Below are 17067 nucleotides of genomic sequence, written 5' to 3'. Positions count from 1 at the left end.
ATAATGGCGCCCATCGAACGCAACGAAGCATTAAAAACTTCAATGTATTCAATGAGTTAGAGTAGAGGCAGGCTTCACGTAGCCCACTCAAGTTTGTATGCGGTGAATGTCAGCAACCAGGGCATTGATCGTTTGAGGCCGAGTAGCAAAATGGTTATGCAGCGGATTGCAAATCCGCCTACGCCGGTTCGATTCCGACCTCGGCCTCCACTCTTAAAGCCCCGTAGATCAATGGTCTACGGGTTTTTTTATTGCCTGTGATTTGGGATCATTTCCGCAACTTTTAGGATCGTTTCCGCAATCCCGTGCAGAAAATGGGCTGACTGGGTAAATCTTAAGGCTGATTCGCGGAGCCTATTTCAGCTTCGATGAGGAGCTGTAGCTTATTCAGCGCCGCTTCTTGAGTGAGTGCATTTATTGCGGTGCCCCAAAATGCAGTGCATGCCATTAGGAAGTCGATTCGTGGTCCTTCCTTACCAAAGGTTATCCTTTCGCCGGGACGTTTCACAGGGAGTTCGATGTAGCGTTTCTCCAAGGGCGTGAATTCGGGGTCGATGGCGGACATTAAATTTACAAGTCTCGCGAGTTGCTTCACGTCCCCTTTGTCTAGCTGCGGACTATGTCCATGGGCGAGTTTGTTTCGCATATTATTTACTTGATGGATCACTGCGGCTATTTGCATCGGAATTCCGAACGCAGCAGCCATGCCCAACTTCTGGCCGAAGTCGCGCGGAGGCTTAGCGTATTTGCCCACTTCGCCCTGGCATTTTTCATCAAGGTAAAATGATAGGAGGCTTTCTAGCATTAGATGGAAGCGCAGCACGCACCCCAGTTCGTCTTCTGTCTCGGCCGCAGCAATAATAATTTCGACATCTAAAACCTTCTCCACGGCCAGGTCGAATTTATATACGTCCCCATTACCTGTGGTCATGACCATTTCCATATCTGGCATTCCTGTTTTCTTTATGAAGGTGTTTGCGGAGGGAATGTAGCACGTCACTATTTTGTAGGTTTTACGATCTCACCCACGCGCCGGTAAACCTTCTTGGTCATCTCTTCGGTGGAGTGGCCAAGCAAACGGCTCGCATGTGCTAACTCGATCTCGCTGGCGGCTTTAGGCCGGATGTCCTTGAACTGGAACTGGCGGATCAGTATGGCCAAGGCTGCGTCGCCGTCGGCACCAGCTTTGATGGCGGCTTTTTCGCGGGCCTCATCCCAGCGGTTGCGAAGCATCTGCTGGCTCATCCGTAGGCCCGACGTGTTGGTGATCAGCCTCGATGTTTTTATGCCGTTCAGCGCACGACGATCCTGCAGGTCATCGATGAAGGCGCTTAGCGCGGACTGGACGCCGGCGTCCTCCAGGCGTAGGCGTAGTTTCTTTTCGGTTTTCCCTTGCTTGACCATCAAGAATCCAGCGTTCAGGTCGGTGGTGGCCACCTTGAGCACGTCGGCCGGGCGCTGGCCTGTTAGGTAGGCCAGATCCATGGCGTCCTTGAGTTCCTGAACGGCTTCGCCGTACACCGCATTCCACACAAGATCGCCAGCGTAATAGTCGCGGGGCTTTTCCTTGTTGCGCCGTACACCGAAGCAAGGGTTGGCGTTGCTGGTCAGACCCCACTCGCGCGCGATTGTGAACATGTGCGACAGCAGCGCGATTTCCCGATTGGCCCGAACCTTCGCGGTCCTGGCATCCCGGTACTGCGCGATCACCTGGGGTGTGATTGAGTCAATGGGGGCTTTCTCAAACGCTTTTCTAAGCTGTTTCAGTTCCTTCATATTGTCTGACTGGGTGCGTAGCCCCTTCTTCGGGATGATCTCTTTGACGTACCTGTCGAACAGCGCACCTAGCAGGTGGCTGGGTTTTGGTGGTGCTTTGCGTTCTAGCCTTGCCCATTCGACTTTTGCCTGATCGAGATCGCCGCCCAGGGGAATCTCCTTGCGTTTGCCGTCGGCGTCCCTGCCGTTGTAGTAGTACCCCGTCCAGATTTTACCGCTCTTAAGCGTGGTAGTGCGACGTAGCATCCGCGGGGGTAGATCCAGGTTGGCTGAATTTTTCCGGCGCATCGATCAACTCACGTTCGCAAGGTTGAGTGACCACGTTTCAGCCACTGCATTGACTGCGGAAGGTTTAACGCCGGCCAGTTTCATCCGGGCATACACCCGGCCTACGATCGGGCGGCGGGCACCAGTCAGAACAAACTCCCAGTGGTTCTCGGTCAACCACTGGATTTGCTTTGACGGGATCTGATAGCCGGTGATGGTAGCCAGCTCTTCGTCGGCCAGAGTTTCGCTTTGGAATTCCATCATGCTGCCTCCAGCTGTTCAGTGATGGTCTCGCTCATGTTTGCCCGAATCAGCGCGGCCATGGGTTGAGGGGAGACGGAGTTACCCACCATCCGCACCTGGGCGCGCTTGGTGAACTTGCGGCCGTCGTGCCCCACATCGATGACGTAGTTATCGGGGAAGCCTTGGGCGCGATACAGCTCGCGTGGGGTGAGCATTCGCATGCCGATATCGACGATCACATAAGGGGTGCCCTTGATCGTGACGGTTACAAGCGCCAGGCGATCCCGGGTTGTGATGGTCGCTGCTGGGTCGCGCAGGTCGTAGATGTTATCGGTGCCGTAATAACCCATCAGGAACGCGGCTACGCGCATTGCACCCTCCTGGTATTCCGGCGCCAGGGTGTACTCGACCAAGGCGTGGTGCTCGGCGCCGGCGGTGATGGTCGGCACCAGGCCATCGATGGGCTGACCAACGCAGTTTTTGCGGAGCGTGCACAGGTGTGCTGTGACCACGTTCTGCTGGCTGCCGCTTGTGGTGATCGCAGTCAGGGGCTTGCTCGGGTGGTGCCGGGGGGTGACGTTGTAGCCGCCGTTGTGTTGAGCCAGGTAGGCGACGGTCAGGGCGAAGTGTCCACCTTTGACATTTGCGCAGATGGCGCGCAACGGCGAGTCGCCGGGCATGTTGCGCTGGCTACTGCCGTTGGCATGCTCGGTGATGAAGGGTGCGAGCGTTGGGGTCACCAGCGCGAACCCATGGGAGCCAGTGATGGTTTTCGTAGGGATATCGACTGAGTGAACGCGCGAGTCGTCGCTGCCCGAGTGGTTGACGCTGACGATGAAAGGGTCTGCGTGATCGATCACATAGCGCTTGGCTCCCTTGCGCAGACGCTCCATGGTCTTGTTGACCAGCGGGCGGCGCACACCAGCCGCGCGGCCTTCTTCCTTGTCGAGAAAGATGCTGGGGCAGGGGATAGACCAATCAATGCTACTGGCGGCGGTGAGCTGCGGCTTCTGTCCCTTTGCTGGTGCCTTCGCGTGAGTAGGCTCCGGCCATTGAAGTGGCTTGCCGTCGCAGCGGGCCACTAGGTAAAGACGTTCGCGCAATGTTCCGGCGCCGAAGTCACTGGCTTTCAGCTTTCCGTGGCGCAGGTCATAGCCCATGCCGCGCAGAATTGATTCGAACCGGCGCCAGGTTTGGCCTTTGCGTTTCGGATCGGGTATCAGGTACTGGTCTTGCACCGGCACCCGCTCGCCGACATCGGCAACACGCAGGTCGCGGCATATGACCCGGCCTGTTGTTGGGCAGCGCTTGGCGATCAGCGGCCCCCACTGGAGCACCTGTGTCACGTTTTCCATGGTGATCATCTGCGGGCGTACCTGGCCAGCCCATTTGATGACCACCCAGGACAGCGAGCGGCTGGTGGTACTGCGCGGCTGGCCGCCGGCTGCGAGGCTGTGGTGAGTGCATTCGGGGCTGGCATGCAAGTGCAGCACCGGCCGACCCCTGGTGGCCTTGTGTGGGCATACGTCATACACATCGGTGATGTAATGCTCGGCGCTCGGGTGGTTGCGCTTGTGCATGCTGATGGCGTTGGGGTCATGGTTAATGGCGATATCTACCGGCATACCGGTAGCCATTTCCTGGCCCATTGTTGCGCCGCCTCCGCCGGCGAAAAGATCAACGCGAATCCCGCCTACCAGGTTGAGGCCAAACTGGGTATGGACCGCGCTGGTGATCGGGGTTGGTTTGAAAACTTCCCTTTCGGCCTTGCTGGTGCGCTTGGATCTACGCAAGCGCAGATGGGGAGTGCCTGCGCAATCTGGCGAGAGTTGCGATTGGAAGGCAGTCACGCGACACCTCCTGCCAGTTTGGCCTGATCCTGTGGGTAAGCCTCGAGCAGCGCGGCGCGAATATGCGAATAGCCTTCGGTATCAGCCTCCTCATGCGGGAAGCTGATTTGGCTGGTTTCGAACTCACACCACAAGCTTCCTCGCTGATCCAGCCAGTCAATTAGCTGGGTATCGGTGATGTCGACAGATAGATACATCCGGCCTGGGCTTGCTTCTGTTACGTAATCCGCATGCCTTGAGACGGGCGTATACCCCACGACAGGCTGCGCGAGCGGGCGTTCCTGAGCGTTTAGCGTTGCATCAGCGAGCGCTGCCCCGCGCAGCTTTTCGTGGGGTATAAGGACCTCGGCAGTGGCGCTGGAAGGAGCAATAATGCCTGCTGCTTCGCAGCAGAGACTGTTTGTTTCTGGCGTGCTGACGCTGCTGGCAGTGCGGAGCAAAGCGGGCAGGGCAATGGTGTTGTCTTGTTGGGTCTTCATGCCGGTTTCCTCCGGTGTTCGATGGCGAGTTGGTCCATCAGGCGCTGGTGGTAGGTGTTGCGTGCTTCTGCGGCAGGCCATGGACGGATGGTTTCAACCATGGGCTCGATGCCGACCAAACAATCCCAGATAGCCGGATCGGTTGGCATGAGGTCGCGGCGCTCGGTGGCCAGCGCAATCAGGTCAGCCTGGTGTATGCATGCGGGTAGATCGAAGGCCAGGTCGAAGCGCTCACAGATGCGTTCCCACACGACGTCCTCAAATCCTCGGTAGTCGGGCATCCACTGTTTGAGTGGCCGGGTCATATCGCCCAGGTACGCCTCGGTCGCATCGTGGAGCAGGGCCGCCAACTTGTGTTCTTCCGGCACCAGCTCGGCGACGATGCAGCTGTGTTGTGCCACGCTGTAAAACTCGCGGGTGTGGCCGTTGAAGCGACACAGGTGGGCCAATGAGTGCGATATGTCCCGTGGGTCGATCATGTCGACTTCAGGCTCATAGACGTTGAAGTGCTTGCCGGTGAAGGTGAAGATGAAGTTCATGCTGCATCCTCCAGCGTGAACGGATCCATCAGGGCAGCCATGCTCAGAGCCTTGTCGCGTAAGGCTAGTGCTTGCGTTGCCTGGTTCTCGGATCTCACTGCTCGGAAGGTGTCAGCCGCAAGCTTCAGCTTTTCGGCGATAGCTAACAGGGTGAGTCGATCTTGTGGTTGAAGATCCAAGATAAGTTGCAGGCGCCGGCATCGTTCGGTGACTTGCTCAAGTTCGGTAGCGCTTGCTGACTCGCCCTGGTCCATCCCATCCATGAAGCCTTGAGCGTGGCCATCCTCATAGCCCTCAGCTCGACCATCCGTTAAGCCGCCCTTGTAGCCGACCCAGTAGAGGATCCCAAGCGCGATAACGATGCTGATCAGTGCGTATATTTGAATTGCAGTCATGTGGTGTGCTCCTGGTGTTGTTGGCTGGTGGTGGCAGCCGTTGGGGGTTACTGGCCTTGCTCGGTTGAGTCGGTTTCTGGACGCGGCATGTCTTCATCTGCTCGGTAAGCGCGGATGTCGATCAGGGCGGCTACGTGTTTGATGTGGGCGTACCTCAATGCCTTGGCGCTGTGGTCCAGAGTGGTCACCGGCAGTTGGATGCGACCGGCGTTGATCGCCTCGATGAATGTCTTTTCATTGAGGTTCTTGAAGTAGTGCACGCGCAGCTTTTCCAGTGGGATAAGCACGTCGCCGAAGAGTTGATGCAGCATCTCGACGGTTGCGCTATCCGGCGCCGGTTGCAGCCGCAGCGGTGTTTGATTGGTGTTGCTCATGGGGCTCGGCCTCCTTGCGTTTGAGTCGTGATGGATGGTCCCAGGCATTCAGGCAATGGCGCTTGGTCAGCTCCCGCAGATGCTCCGGCACTTCGAGGAGCGCGGCGTTGCGCTGCTCGCGTGTGCGCATGGCGACGATCTGGCGGGCGTACTCCCTAGGCCACGTCACGGTTGTCTGCCGGGATGGCTGGCAGTTCGAGCCCCAGTTGCTCGGCGAGCCAGGGCATTCCGGCTTGCCGGACCTTGGTCGATTGGCTGTACTGCATTCCGGCAGTCTCGTGGTACCAGTTGCCGTTCTTGATCCGCAGGTACTCACGGTCACGGACGGGGAAGGCCGGCAAGTTGCGGTCGTTGAGCAAGCCCTTTTCACGCATGAGCGCGATCAGCTTTGGGCGGGTGATGCCGAAGTACTTGGCGGCTTTTTCAAGGCTACGTTCCATCACGGCCTCCTAGGCTGCATGCGCGGCAGGTGTAGCTGCGGCGGCCAAGTGGTTGATGGATTCGACAACCATGCCGTACAGCTCGACGTCGGTCCCGTATACCGTGAAGCACTTAGTTCGCGGCGACTTCACTCCGATGCCCATGATGGTGGTAATGCCGGAGCGGGTTTTGTTGCGGTGAACAGCCAGATAAATAGGCTGCTCGAAGCCCAGATCGAGACTGATCGCGCCACCGGTGCGTACCAGCTCGAACACTTGTTGCTTGTGTTCAACATCAAACGCGCCATAGCGGCGGTTTGCGTGGAGAGTCGGCGTTGATTCGGGCGCTGTGCTGGGGTCGACCGCGCCGTTGGCAATTTCTTCGATGAAGTCGGCCAGTTTGAGGTGCATTTTTTTGCTGTTGGTCAGGGTCAGCGTGTGGCGTTCGGTGCCCAGTTCAACTGTGAAGTGCGTGTCCGCTTTGCTGCGTTCGACTTTCAAACGGAAAGCCAGCACATCGCGACGTGGTGTGGTGCGCAACGTGTGGCTGAAGGTCTCGCTGAGATTGACCTGGGCATGCAGTAGGGCAAGGGTACGGTTGTCGAGCTTGAACTTGTTCATGCTGCGTGCCCCCCGCCATTCGGATCGAGCGGTGCGGGCTCAGTGCGCTGTTTCAGCTTGGGTTTGGACGCGATGAAGGTGCAGCCGCAATCTTGCGCTAGGCGGCGAATCTCGAAGATGCGAAAGGGGTTAGCAACGGCCGGGTGGACGTGCAGGGTGGCTGTGGTGTGCATGGTTGTACCTCGCTCTGTGGTGGAAGAGTGAGGTAAATATCAACCGATAGTTGCTATTTGTCAACAACCAGTGGTTGATATTATTTTTCACCATTTTTGGTTGTTCGCGTGCGTTCCTTTATAGTGGCTCAACAACATCAATCTCACGGAAGGAACCGGCCCTATGGCTGTGATAGACCTTAGCTTGGAAGACGACGAATTTGACAATGTGGAGGTACCGCCTCACGTACTTGCTGATGCGAAGGAGAAAGTTGCAGCTCGATGTGCAGCTTCTGAAATCACCTTTGATGAAATAACTGATGAGGCAGGTGAAAAGACATATAAATTTGGCTTTAAGTGTGGTCGGGGCGTTAAGCAAGTTTCAACATGGGATGCGGATTCACTATTAGACTTTCTCGAAGTGCCTTTTGAGGATTACTGTTTTTTATCCGATCTTGATGCTATCTGTTCATATAAGGGTGGGGTGATAGAGGTAGGGATTAGGCCTGTCTCCTTCAATGGCCATGTTCCGTCGATGTCTACTATATATAGGCAGTTGTTTGGGCCGCGTTCCTATCGTAAGACTATGAATCCTAAGCTGGTGGTTAGTGGCGATGGTGAAGATCCTGTAACATTTGAAATTAGTCCTGGAACCAGAAACTATCAAGTTATTACACAGACTCCGAGTCATCAGGGGCTGACTCTGAAGCTGTCGGGTCTTAGTATCAATCAGCATGATAAAGCTGTCGAAATTCTTACGCGGAGCGCGGATTCTTTATTGTTTCAGTTAGATTTGCTGACAAATGTTCCGTTTATCTTAAAAAAGCAAAAGAAAAGAATCGGTAGGCCCGTTCGTAAGTTGAGCGGAGACGAAAAAATAGATCTTCAATTTCCGAATTCTGAGTTTGATAGTGCGCCTTTGTCATTGTATTGGTACGGGAGGAGTGCAGATGAGATGCCATTGTTGCAGTTTTTAGCTTATTATCAGGTGGTTGAGTTTTATTTTCCTGTCTATTCTCAGTCTGAAGCTCAAAGAAAACTTAAAGCTATTCTTAAAGATCCAACATTTCGTAATGACAGAGATGCCGACGTCGCTCGATTGTTGGCAGCAATTTACGTTAGCAGGAGCGGTGCGTATGGGGATGAGCGCTCTCAGCTGAAGGCTACAATTCTTGAGTGTACGGACTCTGATTCAATTCGCGAGTTTATAAAAAGCGATGCGGCGCTAAAAGATTTATATCTGAATGGTGGGAAGTTGCTCCCTTTTCATAAGGTGCCGCTAGCTAACGAGTCATTAGATTTAAGAGGCGATATAGCAGAAAGGATTTACGATATAAGGTGCAGGATTGTTCATACGAAGTCGGACGGCCGGGATGTTGGAGGCGAATTGCTACTTCCTTTTTCAAAGGAGGCGGAACTTCTTAGTTCCGATATTAAGCTTATGCAGTATGTGGCTAGGCAAGTATTGATTTCAGGTAGCAGAATATATCGCATGTGATTTGAGGCAAGAGTATTGGTTGTTCTAATGATTAATATGTCAATGCTCTTTCTACTCGGTTATTCGGGTATAAAAGAACCCACAACCTTTCCGCAAATGTGCGTCTCTTCCGTTATATCAATGACTGGATACTGTGGATTAATAGGTCTTAAGAATTGCCGTCCGGCATCTTCAACGAGTATTTTGAAGGTGGCTTCATTGGTGCGTGGTACTCGAGCTATAACGCGATCACCAGTCTTTGTTTCCGCCTCAGGATCTACAAAAATTATACAGCCCGCGGGATAGCTACGCCCAGGTCCTGGATTCGTCATAGAGTCCCCTTGGACTTTTAGGGCATAGCCACTATGGCTTATTGGAACGGGGCACGAAAGCCAAGATTCACCATCATGCAGTTCGAAGTTCGCTTCGCACCAAGCGCCGGCCTGAACCCAGGAAATAAGCGGTACTTTTTCAAATCGCCGCGTGAGTTCAAGGACATTGGGCTCATGTCCACTACCAAGTCTTTGGATACTGGCGTCCCAGGAGCGCTCTTTCGGCTGTACACCGTACTCTAACCATTCCCGTCGTACGTTTAGCCAGGAACACAATGCGACCATGCTGTCAGCCTCTGCAATGGCGTCGCCGTTCAACCACTTGCTGACCGCCTGGGGGCTTTTGTCCACCCCAACACTCTTCAAGTGCTTGTGAATATCCACACCACGGCCCCGGGTGCGTACACCGGCATCGTCGAGTGCTTCGTGAAGGCGCGCCGTGAAAGCTGCCCGTAGCTCGTTCTTATCAACCATGAGTTGATACTCTCACAGGGGTTGCGCAATAGTCAGTTGATGTTAATATCAACCGCGAGTTGATAAATGGAGGTTGCCATGTTGGACCCCGCCGACTTTCCGAACGCCATCGCGTTCGCATTTGAAGCAGTAGGCGGCATCGGTGCCGCCGCCAAGGTGTGTGAAAGGAGCTATCAGGCGCTCAATAAATGGCGCTTGGCTGCCAGTCTTCCCCGCACCGATTACACCGGTGAAACCCAATACGCCGCACTTTTGGCGAACGCTGCAAAGCAAAAGGGCAACGCGTTTGACGCTGCCTGGCTGCTTAACGCATCGGCCCCGCAAAAAGCTGCAGCGTAGACAGAAAAAAGGCGACCCAAGGGCCGCCCAGTTCCTCCCGGCACACACCACCACAGTGCTGTCGGGTCGCGATAAAGAGTTGCGGGCACACCACATGCAAACCACCTCTCTTTACCGCGCTACCAAGACACGGATGTCTTGGGTTGCTGCCTTTTCCACCACAGATTGGGCAGCTGTTGCGCCAGAGGTGAACAACGGATTGTTCGCCTCGGCACGGTGCCGGTTCGATCCCTAGGTCTAGCCGGCGTTTTGGGCCCTTTCAAGCCACGCGGCAAATGTAACACCACTGCATGTCGCGGGGCACTGGCAACCTTGTAGGAATAATGCCATGAGCCGAATAGCTTTAAGCTGTGTTGATCGAGCGCAAAGGGAAGTCCTTACGCTCGAATTAGCCCTGTACCACGCCGCACGGGACTATCCCGGCGGTGCCGCTGCAATCGCCGTCACCACCGGCCGTAATGCCACCACGCTGCAGCACAAGCTGTCTCCCACCCATCCGTCTCACACTGTGAAGATCCAGGAGTTCGGCGAGATCCTCGAACTGACCAAGGACCGCCGCATTCTTGATGCAGTGCATGCCCTGGTCGGCGATACCACATGGCAGGAGCTGGCTGAAACCTATACCAGTGACATGCCCGAGACCCTCACCACGGGTATCGCCTCGTACTTCCGTCAGGTGGCTGATTTGGCTGATACGTGGGCCAAAAGTATTGGCGACGGTGTCGTCAGCGATCAGGAACTGGCCGAGATTCGCCTGCAGGTGTTTCGCGGTATTCAGGGGCTGTTGGGGATGCTCAACCGGGCCACATACGTAAACCAGACTACGCGGGGTACTGGCCGTGGCTGACGTTATCGATTTTGCCAACGAACTGGTGCAAGAGCGGATGGATCAGGCCCTTGCAGCGCGCAATGCGAATAAAACGGCCACCGCTGCACATTCGTTCATGTTCTGCGAAAGCTGCGACACGCCGATCCCGTTGGCACGCCGTGTTGCGATCCCTGGTTGCACCCAGTGTGTGACCTGCCAGTCCATCGACGAAGCCAGGAAGGCCCGCCATGCTCGATGAGGTACTCAATCAATTCTCTGATTACGGGCTGGAGCCTGATCAACCCTTGGTGTTCGGCAAGCTGACCCGTTGCAAAACCTCCCAGGACAAGGGCAAAGAAAAAAACGGCTGGTACGTGGTCCACGAGCATGTCACCGAGAAGAACGGAACGTTGATCTTCGGCAGCTTCGGTGATTGGCGGTCCGGTGAGTCTCAGAAGATCAAGGTCAAGGCCGGACGTATGAGCCCTGAGGAGCGCGAAGTCATGCGCGCTCGCCAGGAAGAGGCCAAACGTAAGGCTGCCGAGGTCGCGGCGAATGCCTCACGTCGAGCGGCCAGCCGTGCAGCGGCTCTGTTCAAGCGCATGCCCGAGAAGGGTAAGAGCGCCTACCTGGATCGAAAGCAAATCGTCGGCTTCAAGGTTCGCTATGCGCCACGTACCGGCGCGTTTTTGGTGCCTATGTGCAACGTGCGCGATCAGATCGTCGGCCTGCAGGTGATCTTCCCGGCAAAGCAGGAAGACACCGGGCGTGACAAGGCCTACTGGCCCTACGGCATGTCGAAAGAGGGTGCCTTTCACTTGATCGGCCCGCACCCTGAACCGGGTGAGCCAGTGCTGGTGTGTGAGGGTTACGCCACGGGCGCTAGCTTGCACATGGCGACTTCGCTGACGGTCGCGATCGCCTTCGATGCCGGTAACCTGTTACCCGTATCCAAGGCCATGCGCGAGCGCTTCCCGGGCTGCCCGCTGATCATCTGTCGCGATGATGACTGGAAGACCAAACGCCCCAACGGCGATCCTTGGAACCCCGGCGAAGAGAAGGCCAGCAACGCGGCACTGATCGTCGGTGGTCAGGTAGTCGCCCCCGTCTTCTCCGGCGAGCGTGAAATCAAGTGGACCGACTTCAACGACCTGCATATCGCCGAAGGGTTGGAGGCCGTCCGCCGCCAGGTGCTAGCGGTGGTCAAGCCTCCAGCAGCTGGTGGTTGGAAGGATCAACTTGCCCGCACCGAAAACGGATCCCTAATCGCGCACATGCAAAACGTCGAACTGATCCTGGGCAATGACGAACGCTGGGCGGGCGTCATCGGCTACAGCGTGTTCAGCTCCAAGATCGTCAAGCTGCGGTCCGCGCCCTTTGGCGGCGGTGCCGGTGATTGGGCCGACATCGACGACATGCGGGTGATGAAGTGGCTTGCGCAGCAGTACAACTTGCGGGTCAAGGCGTCCCATGTGATCGAAGCGGTCAGCGTGGTAGCCCACGATCACGCCTTCCACCCGGTGCGTGAGTACTTGGAGAAGCTTGAATGGGATCGCGTGCCACGCATTGAAACCTGGCTAACCGACGTGCTGGGTGTCCAAGCCAGTGAGTATTCGGCCAAGGTCGGTAAGCGTTGGCTCATTTCGGCGGTCGCCCGTGTGATGCGCCCAGGCTGCAAGGCAGACTCGGTGATGATCCTCGAAGGCGGGCAGGGCGCCGGTAAGTCCACGGCCATGGGCGTGCTAGGTGGCGAGTGGTTCATGGACACTCCCTTTGCCCTCGGCGACAAGGACAGCTTCCAGGCGATTCGCGGCAAGTGGATCGTCGAACTGGGGGAGCTGGACAGTTTTAACAAGGCTGAAAGCACCAAGGCGAAACAGTTTTTCTCTGCGTCCACCGACACCTACCGCGAAAGCTACGGCCGCAGAACGAATGACGTGCCACGCCAGTGTGTTTTCGTGGGCACCACCAACCAAGAGGAATACCTCAAGGACGCCACGGGCAACCGTCGTTACTGGCCAGTGTTCTGCAACAAGGTCGATTTGGAGCAACTGCGCGAGATCCGCGACCAGCTTTGGGCAGAGGCGCTGTTCTGCTTTGAAGCGGGCGATATCTGGTGGGTGAATAAGGACGAATCCAAGATGTTCGCCGAGGCTCAAGACGAGCGCTTTGTGGTGGATGAATGGGAAGGGCCAATCCTGGCCTGGATGGAAGAGTCGCAGATCGGGGAAACCGCTACCGGCAACGAGATCCTGACCCAGGCGCTGAAGCTTGACTTCGGCCATTGGGGCAAGCCCGAGCAGATGCGGGTTGGCGCGATCATGCACCGGCTGGGTTGGCGCAAGCGGCGAATGCCGGCATTGCCGAAAAGCGGCGTGCGGCCGTGGGCCTATGAAAAACCTGCGGGCTGGGGGCGTTTGCCTGCGTTGCAACAGTCGGTGATTGAGGAGCCTTGCTTTGATTAAGCGAATCGACGAGATGCTCAAGCTGTGGGCGCAGGATCTGCATTCGCCTTTACCCGAGAACACTGGCGGGCCGAGCGGCGGCAACATGATCGCTATGCTGATGGAGTGCAAGGGTGAGCTGATACGCGGCACTCGCGGCAGTCGGGTGCTGCTGGATGAATCGGTGGATATCGAGCTGATCGTCAAGAAGCACCTGCCGCCCCGTCTTGCCCTGGTCGTTTGGGAGCACTACTGCAACCATGAAAGCTTCCTCTCGCAGAAGCTGTTGCACTGCGCCTGCAGCTCAAGGACCTATTACATGCGCCTCCATGACGCCCATGTGTTCATCCAAGGGATGCTGATGGGAAAAGCTGCATGACCCTGGGCGTCACTTCGCATGCCTCTGTCCTACTGTCCGACTCGCATTTAGCGCAGTTGGACAGGCGCAGGCCACGCCGTTGCTGGGCTGTCCGACCGTCCAACCTTCACCCGCCCCACGCACACATGAGCATAGCGGGCACGTAATCGCGCCCATGGCGCGCACGCGTGCTTTTAGCTTTCTCTCTGTACACAAGAGAAAGTTAAATAAGGTAGGACAGTTGGACGAAGCCCCGAATTTAGGCGCCTGTAGCTGTCCTACTTCGATTCTGAATAGTGGGACAGGCAGGACAGGGCACCAGAAGCGATAGCCGATTGAATGCGTTGTCCCTGTGTTGCACCTGCGTCATACCTGTATTGCACCCGTATTGCGCCATGGCATTAAAACCCGCTTGCTGCCAGTAAAATCCACCTGTAAAAAGTACCCATCTTCGATAGGTGCGACCGCAAGCAGCGGGACTCACCACCACACTAAACCCGGCCATCGCGCCGGGTTTTTGCGTTTATGGGGTAGGGCGATGACGAACGAGCAGCAAGCGCTTATTGATATGCCGATCTGGATGGTGATCGTGCTGTCCCTGGTCGGCGGGATATCGGGCGAGGCATGGCGGGCAGACAAAGCCGGGGTAAGCGGCTGGTCATTGATTCGCCGGCTGCTCCTTCGGTCTGGTGCCTGCGTGGTCTGCGGGCTGTCAACCATGATGTTGCTGCATGCATCGGGCATGTCGGTATTGGCGGCGGGCAGCATTGGCTGTCTCACTGCAATGGCCGGCGCCGATGTTGCCATAGGCCTGTACGAACGCTGGGCCGCTAAACGGTTGGGCGTGTGCGATGTGCCGCCCTCGGGAAGCGGTCAGGCTTGATGGTCTGGAGGCCACGTAATACGTGGCTTTCAGGGCCGCGCATCAAAATGGTGCATCGAAAAGTCGCCGGGGACCCTGGGAGCATTCGAGGGACACGGGGCATGAAACCCGCGGGAAAGCGTTAGCGGCAGGCTCGCCAGCTTACTGAAATTCAATCCATTGAAATTGAAAGGTTTCCATTGAAAAGCCGTTGAAAAGGAGGGCTTATGACGGATCCACTGTTCCTGTCTAAAAGCGCTTTCGCGGTTCGCATCGGCAGGACGCCGAGCTACATCACCTGGCTGAAAGACAACAACCGCCTGGTGCTTTCGCCGGATGGCAAGAAGGTGGACGTGCTGGCAACTGAAGCGCTGATCCTCGAAACCGCCGACCCCAGCAAGGCTGCCGTCGCGGCTCGACACCAGCAGGACCGGATCCAGCGTGACGTTTACAGTCAACTGTCCCCCCTGGTCGAGCCGACTAACACGGCTGCGCCGCAGCAGCCTATCTCCGGCGGTGCGAAGGGCCACGACTTCCAGAAAGCTCGCGCCATGCGCGAATACAACCTGGCGCAACTGGCCGAGATCGAGTTGCACAAGGCTCAGGGCTCGCTGGTCGCCAGGGACGCGGTAGAGCTTGGTGCCTACAACGCGGGGCGACATCTGCGTGACCAGTTGTTCGGCCTGCTGCCCCAGCTGTCCCACAAGCTGGCAGCCATGACCGACCCTTGGGACATCGAAAAACACCTGACGGCGACACTCCGTAAATCACTGGAAGAGGCTGAACGCATGTCCTCATCCGATCTTGAACGAGCGATGACGACGAGCTGACCTATGAACACGGAATTTCCTGACGGTGACCGTGCGTACCGTGAGGCGTATTTCCGTGGGCTACGACCCGACCCAGACCTCTGGATCGACGAGTGGGCCGACGAGTACATGCGCATCCCGCGAGACACTGGCGCGCCTGAACCGGGCCAGTACCGCACCGACCGGACGCCCTATGCCCGAGAGCCGATGCGGTGCCTGTCACCGGCGCATCCGTGCCGGCGAGTGGTCACCATGGTGGCCTCGCAATTGATGAAAACCCAGATCGCCTTGAACTGGATGGGCGGCCTGATCCACATGGCGCCGTCCAACATCCTGGCGCTGTTGCCCAGTCTGAGCCTGTCCAAGCGGGTCTCCGGGCGGATCAGCAAGACGATCAAGGCAACCCCAGAGTTGGCGAAGCGTGTGGCAGCCAGCCGCTCACGGGATGCCCGCAACACCATGGACACCAAGGAGTTCGAGGGCGGCGCCTTGTACGTCACCACGGCGGGCTCGGCTGCCAACCTATCCGAATTGTCGGCACGCTACATCTACGGCGACGAGGTTGACCGCTGGGAGAACGACGTCGGCCAGGAAGGTGACCCCATCGTGCTGGCAGAAACGCGTGCTACCAACTTCGGGCGCAACGCCAAGATCTACTTCTCCAGCTCGCCGACGATCAAGGGCGCCTCGCGGATCTCGGACTTGTTCGAGTCCAGTGACCAGCGTTACTACTACGTGCCATGCCCTACATGCGGGCATATGCAGGTGTTGGAATGGGAGAGGCTGCTCTACAGCAAGGACTACAGCACGGTTCACTACCAGTGCGCCGCGCCTGAATGTGATGTGCTGATCGAGGAGCATCACAAGACCGACATGCTCGCCCGTGGTGAGTGGCGTGCCCATGGCAACGGCGACGGCAAGACGGTGGGTTTCCACCTGAACGCGCTCTATTCGCCGATTGGTTGGAAGGACTGGGCCTCCCTTGCCGAGGAGTTCGAAGACGCCAAGAAGGCCCAAGCCAAGGGCGACATGGGCTTGATGCAGGTGTTCTACAACACCCGTCTCGCCAAGGTTTGGGACAGCGCGCAAGAGCAAACCAAGGCCGAAGTGCTGGTCGCTCGGGCACGACTGGAGACCTACACCCTCGGCAGTATGCCGTCGGGCGTACTAATGCTGACCGGCGCCGTCGACGTTCAGGCCAACCGCCTGGAGCTGATGGTGATGGGTTTCGGTGTCGGCATGGAGCGTTGGGTGGTCGACCACCAGGTAATCTGGGGCGAACCTGCCGATGAGCGCACCTGGGCGGTGTTGGACGAGAAACTCAAGGTTCGATACCGCCATCCCTGCGGTGTCGGTTTGGCGATCCTGGCGACGGGCGTCGACTCCGGCGGTCATCACACTGACGAGGTATACCAGTTCTGCCGTGTGCGGCGCTGGCGCAACATCTTCGCCATCAAGGGCGCGAGCAAGCCCGGCAAACCGGTGATTGCTCAGCGACCGTCCATGGTCGACGTGACATGGAAGGGCCAGACCGAACGCGGTGGCGCCGAGCTGTGGTTTGTCGGCACCGACACCGCGAAGGACTGGATCTACAACCGCTACGCCTTCGAGGATGGCCCAGGCTCGCTGCACTTTGCCAACGACCTGCCGGACGAGTTTTTCGCCCAGTGCGTTGCCGAGCGCAAGGTCGCCCGATACATCAAAGGCTATAAGCGTATCGAGTGGGTCAAGGGCAAGGCAGAGCGCAACGAAGCGCTCGACCTGATGGTGTACTGCCTGGCAATGGCGCACTACCTCGGCATCAACCGGTACCAGGAACACGACTGGGAGCGGGTGCGACAAGCGCTGGCTCAGTCCGGTTTGTTCGACGATGTGGTGGGCGTAAAGCCGGTGCAGGGCGAACGCTTCGAGGCTGACGAAACACCGGCACCGGTTGCGGCGCGTCAGTCGCTTCCATCACCGGCACCGGTTGCACCTGTCGCCCAATCGCGACCTGCCGCACCCCCGCAACGCCGTCGTTCCACCAGCGGCTATCTGAAGAGAAATTGA

21 protein-coding genes and 1 tRNA gene are annotated in these 17067 nt (G+C 57.3%); 10 read left to right on the top strand and 12 right to left on the bottom strand.

The features are described 5' to 3' along the window. The first annotated feature begins 136 nt into the window (after nucleotides 1-136). A tRNA-Cys gene (locus tag AC1RAC_RS01430) sits at nucleotides 137-210 on the top strand. 124 nt (nucleotides 211-334) lie between these two features. On the opposite strand, the gene AC1RAC_RS01425 is transcribed toward AC1RAC_RS01430, so the two are convergent. The 11 genes from AC1RAC_RS01425 to AC1RAC_RS01375 are packed head-to-tail and all read right to left on the bottom strand — an operon-like array spanning nucleotide 335 to nucleotide 6963. Continuing rightward, nucleotides 335-943 carry a hypothetical protein gene (locus AC1RAC_RS01425; RefSeq protein WP_492616046.1) on the bottom strand — a complete coding sequence of 203 codons (609 nt, stop codon included), beginning with the start codon at nucleotides 941-943 and terminating at the stop codon, nucleotides 335-337. 56 nt (nucleotides 944-999) lie between these two features. Beyond that, the gene (locus tag AC1RAC_RS01420; RefSeq protein ID WP_492616045.1) at nucleotides 1000-2064 is read right to left on the bottom strand and encodes a tyrosine-type recombinase/integrase; all 1065 of its coding nucleotides are present in this window, start codon (nucleotides 2062-2064) and stop codon (nucleotides 1000-1002) included. A gap of 3 nt (nucleotides 2065-2067) precedes the next feature. Next, entirely contained in the window at nucleotides 2068-2304 is a 237-nt protein-coding gene (locus AC1RAC_RS01415) for a DUF4224 domain-containing protein (protein ID WP_134327662.1), read from the bottom strand. Further along, a complete protein-coding gene (locus AC1RAC_RS01410; RefSeq protein WP_492616044.1) occupies nucleotides 2304-4136 on the bottom strand; it encodes a DNA cytosine methyltransferase in 1833 nt (610 codons plus the stop codon). The genes AC1RAC_RS01415 and AC1RAC_RS01410 overlap by 1 nt, the downstream gene beginning before the upstream one ends. Next, on the bottom strand, nucleotides 4133-4615 hold the full coding sequence (locus AC1RAC_RS01405) for a hypothetical protein (RefSeq protein ID WP_492616043.1): 483 nt from the start codon (nucleotides 4613-4615) through the stop codon (nucleotides 4133-4135). The genes AC1RAC_RS01410 and AC1RAC_RS01405 overlap by 4 nt, the downstream gene beginning before the upstream one ends. Further along, nucleotides 4612-5154, bottom strand: a complete 543-nt coding sequence (locus tag AC1RAC_RS01400) for a phosphohydrolase (protein WP_492616042.1) — start codon at nucleotides 5152-5154, stop codon at nucleotides 4612-4614. Before AC1RAC_RS01400 ends, AC1RAC_RS01405 begins: the two co-directional genes overlap by 4 nt. Continuing rightward, the gene (locus AC1RAC_RS01395; RefSeq protein ID WP_492616041.1) at nucleotides 5151-5549 is read right to left on the bottom strand and encodes a FliH/SctL family protein; all 399 of its coding nucleotides are present in this window, start codon (nucleotides 5547-5549) and stop codon (nucleotides 5151-5153) included. Before AC1RAC_RS01395 ends, AC1RAC_RS01400 begins: the two co-directional genes overlap by 4 nt. A gap of 47 nt (nucleotides 5550-5596) precedes the next feature. After that, nucleotides 5597-5923, bottom strand: a complete 327-nt coding sequence (locus AC1RAC_RS01390) for a pyocin activator PrtN family protein (protein WP_073453738.1) — start codon at nucleotides 5921-5923, stop codon at nucleotides 5597-5599. Beyond that, complete coding sequence (locus tag AC1RAC_RS01385) at nucleotides 5874-6092, bottom strand: hypothetical protein (RefSeq protein ID WP_492616040.1); 219 nt, start codon at nucleotides 6090-6092, stop codon at nucleotides 5874-5876. Before AC1RAC_RS01385 ends, AC1RAC_RS01390 begins: the two co-directional genes overlap by 50 nt. Next, nucleotides 6079-6363 (bottom strand): phage antirepressor KilAC domain-containing protein, encoded by a 285-nt coding sequence (locus AC1RAC_RS01380; protein ID WP_003207591.1) that lies wholly within the window; start codon nucleotides 6361-6363, stop codon nucleotides 6079-6081. Before AC1RAC_RS01380 ends, AC1RAC_RS01385 begins: the two co-directional genes overlap by 14 nt. A 9-nt stretch (nucleotides 6364-6372) precedes the next feature. After that, nucleotides 6373-6963, bottom strand: a complete 591-nt coding sequence (locus AC1RAC_RS01375) for a hypothetical protein (RefSeq protein WP_492616039.1) — start codon at nucleotides 6961-6963, stop codon at nucleotides 6373-6375. 336 nt (nucleotides 6964-7299) lie between these two features. On the opposite strand from AC1RAC_RS01375, the gene AC1RAC_RS01370 reads away from it, so the two are divergent. Continuing rightward, nucleotides 7300-8613, top strand: coding sequence for a hypothetical protein (locus AC1RAC_RS01370; protein ID WP_492616038.1), 1314 nt, complete (start codon nucleotides 7300-7302; stop codon nucleotides 8611-8613). A gap of 59 nt (nucleotides 8614-8672) precedes the next feature. Here the strand turns inward: AC1RAC_RS01370 and AC1RAC_RS01365 are convergent, their stop codons facing one another. Next, nucleotides 8673-9398 (bottom strand): LexA family protein, encoded by a 726-nt coding sequence (locus AC1RAC_RS01365; RefSeq protein ID WP_492616037.1) that lies wholly within the window; start codon nucleotides 9396-9398, stop codon nucleotides 8673-8675. 78 nt (nucleotides 9399-9476) lie between these two features. Between AC1RAC_RS01365 and AC1RAC_RS01360 the strand changes: the two genes are divergently transcribed. The 8 genes from AC1RAC_RS01360 to AC1RAC_RS01325 all read left to right on the top strand — a co-directional run bounded on the left by AC1RAC_RS01360 (nucleotide 9477) and on the right by AC1RAC_RS01325 (nucleotide 17067). Continuing rightward, a complete protein-coding gene (locus AC1RAC_RS01360) occupies nucleotides 9477-9737 on the top strand; it encodes a hypothetical protein (RefSeq protein ID WP_492616036.1) in 261 nt (86 codons plus the stop codon). Nucleotides 9738-10065: 328 nt separating this feature from the next. Continuing rightward, nucleotides 10066-10584, top strand: coding sequence for a phage regulatory CII family protein (locus AC1RAC_RS01355; protein ID WP_492616035.1), 519 nt, complete (start codon nucleotides 10066-10068; stop codon nucleotides 10582-10584). Next, a complete protein-coding gene (locus tag AC1RAC_RS01350) occupies nucleotides 10577-10804 on the top strand; it encodes a TraR/DksA family transcriptional regulator (protein ID WP_492616034.1) in 228 nt (75 codons plus the stop codon). Before AC1RAC_RS01355 ends, AC1RAC_RS01350 begins: the two co-directional genes overlap by 8 nt. Then, nucleotides 10794-13010 carry a VapE domain-containing protein gene (locus tag AC1RAC_RS01345; protein WP_492616033.1) on the top strand — a complete coding sequence of 739 codons (2217 nt, stop codon included), beginning with the start codon at nucleotides 10794-10796 and terminating at the stop codon, nucleotides 13008-13010. Before AC1RAC_RS01350 ends, AC1RAC_RS01345 begins: the two co-directional genes overlap by 11 nt. Then, the gene (locus AC1RAC_RS01340) at nucleotides 13003-13368 is read left to right on the top strand and encodes a PA0613 family protein (RefSeq protein ID WP_072446460.1); all 366 of its coding nucleotides are present in this window, start codon (nucleotides 13003-13005) and stop codon (nucleotides 13366-13368) included. Before AC1RAC_RS01345 ends, AC1RAC_RS01340 begins: the two co-directional genes overlap by 8 nt. Nucleotides 13369-13885: 517 nt before the next feature. Then, entirely contained in the window at nucleotides 13886-14230 is a 345-nt protein-coding gene (locus tag AC1RAC_RS01335) for a phage holin family protein (protein ID WP_043046669.1), read from the top strand. 206 nt (nucleotides 14231-14436) lie between these two features. Then, the gene (locus AC1RAC_RS01330) at nucleotides 14437-15039 is read left to right on the top strand and encodes a terminase small subunit (RefSeq protein ID WP_072446462.1); all 603 of its coding nucleotides are present in this window, start codon (nucleotides 14437-14439) and stop codon (nucleotides 15037-15039) included. Nucleotides 15040-15042: 3 nt separating this feature from the next. Then, the gene (locus tag AC1RAC_RS01325) at nucleotides 15043-17067 is read left to right on the top strand and encodes a phage terminase large subunit family protein (RefSeq protein WP_492616032.1); all 2025 of its coding nucleotides are present in this window, start codon (nucleotides 15043-15045) and stop codon (nucleotides 17065-17067) included.

It is taken from the genome of Pseudomonas sp. GW823-FHT02F05, from assembly GCF_058797315.1.
This window is presented reverse-complemented; position numbering and strand designations above follow the sequence as displayed.

Coding starts and splice junctions, on each gene's coding strand:
- AC1RAC_RS01425 (WP_492616046.1), bottom strand. CDS start 943: ATGGAAATGGTCATGACCACAGGTAATGGGGACGTATATAAATTCGAC.
- AC1RAC_RS01420 (WP_492616045.1), bottom strand. CDS start 2,064: ATGCGCCGGAAAAATTCAGCCAACCTGGATCTACCCCCGCGGATGCTA.
- AC1RAC_RS01415 (WP_134327662.1), bottom strand. CDS start 2,304: ATGGAATTCCAAAGCGAAACTCTGGCCGACGAAGAGCTGGCTACCATC.
- AC1RAC_RS01405 (WP_492616043.1), bottom strand. CDS start 4,615: ATGAAGACCCAACAAGACAACACCATTGCCCTGCCCGCTTTGCTCCGC.
- AC1RAC_RS01400 (WP_492616042.1), bottom strand. CDS start 5,154: ATGAACTTCATCTTCACCTTCACCGGCAAGCACTTCAACGTCTATGAG.
- AC1RAC_RS01395 (WP_492616041.1), bottom strand. CDS start 5,549: ATGACTGCAATTCAAATATACGCACTGATCAGCATCGTTATCGCGCTT.
- AC1RAC_RS01390 (WP_073453738.1), bottom strand. CDS start 5,923: ATGAGCAACACCAATCAAACACCGCTGCGGCTGCAACCGGCGCCGGAT.
- AC1RAC_RS01380 (WP_003207591.1), bottom strand. CDS start 6,363: ATGGAACGTAGCCTTGAAAAAGCCGCCAAGTACTTCGGCATCACCCGC.
- AC1RAC_RS01375 (WP_492616039.1), bottom strand. CDS start 6,963: ATGAACAAGTTCAAGCTCGACAACCGTACCCTTGCCCTACTGCATGCC.
- AC1RAC_RS01370 (WP_492616038.1), top strand. CDS start 7,300: ATGGCTGTGATAGACCTTAGCTTGGAAGACGACGAATTTGACAATGTG.
- AC1RAC_RS01365 (WP_492616037.1), bottom strand. CDS start 9,398: ATGGTTGATAAGAACGAGCTACGGGCAGCTTTCACGGCGCGCCTTCAC.
- AC1RAC_RS01360 (WP_492616036.1), top strand. CDS start 9,477: ATGTTGGACCCCGCCGACTTTCCGAACGCCATCGCGTTCGCATTTGAA.
- AC1RAC_RS01355 (WP_492616035.1), top strand. CDS start 10,066: ATGAGCCGAATAGCTTTAAGCTGTGTTGATCGAGCGCAAAGGGAAGTC.
- AC1RAC_RS01345 (WP_492616033.1), top strand. CDS start 10,794: ATGCTCGATGAGGTACTCAATCAATTCTCTGATTACGGGCTGGAGCCT.
- AC1RAC_RS01335 (WP_043046669.1), top strand. CDS start 13,886: ATGACGAACGAGCAGCAAGCGCTTATTGATATGCCGATCTGGATGGTG.
- AC1RAC_RS01330 (WP_072446462.1), top strand. CDS start 14,437: ATGACGGATCCACTGTTCCTGTCTAAAAGCGCTTTCGCGGTTCGCATC.
- AC1RAC_RS01325 (WP_492616032.1), top strand. CDS start 15,043: ATGAACACGGAATTTCCTGACGGTGACCGTGCGTACCGTGAGGCGTAT.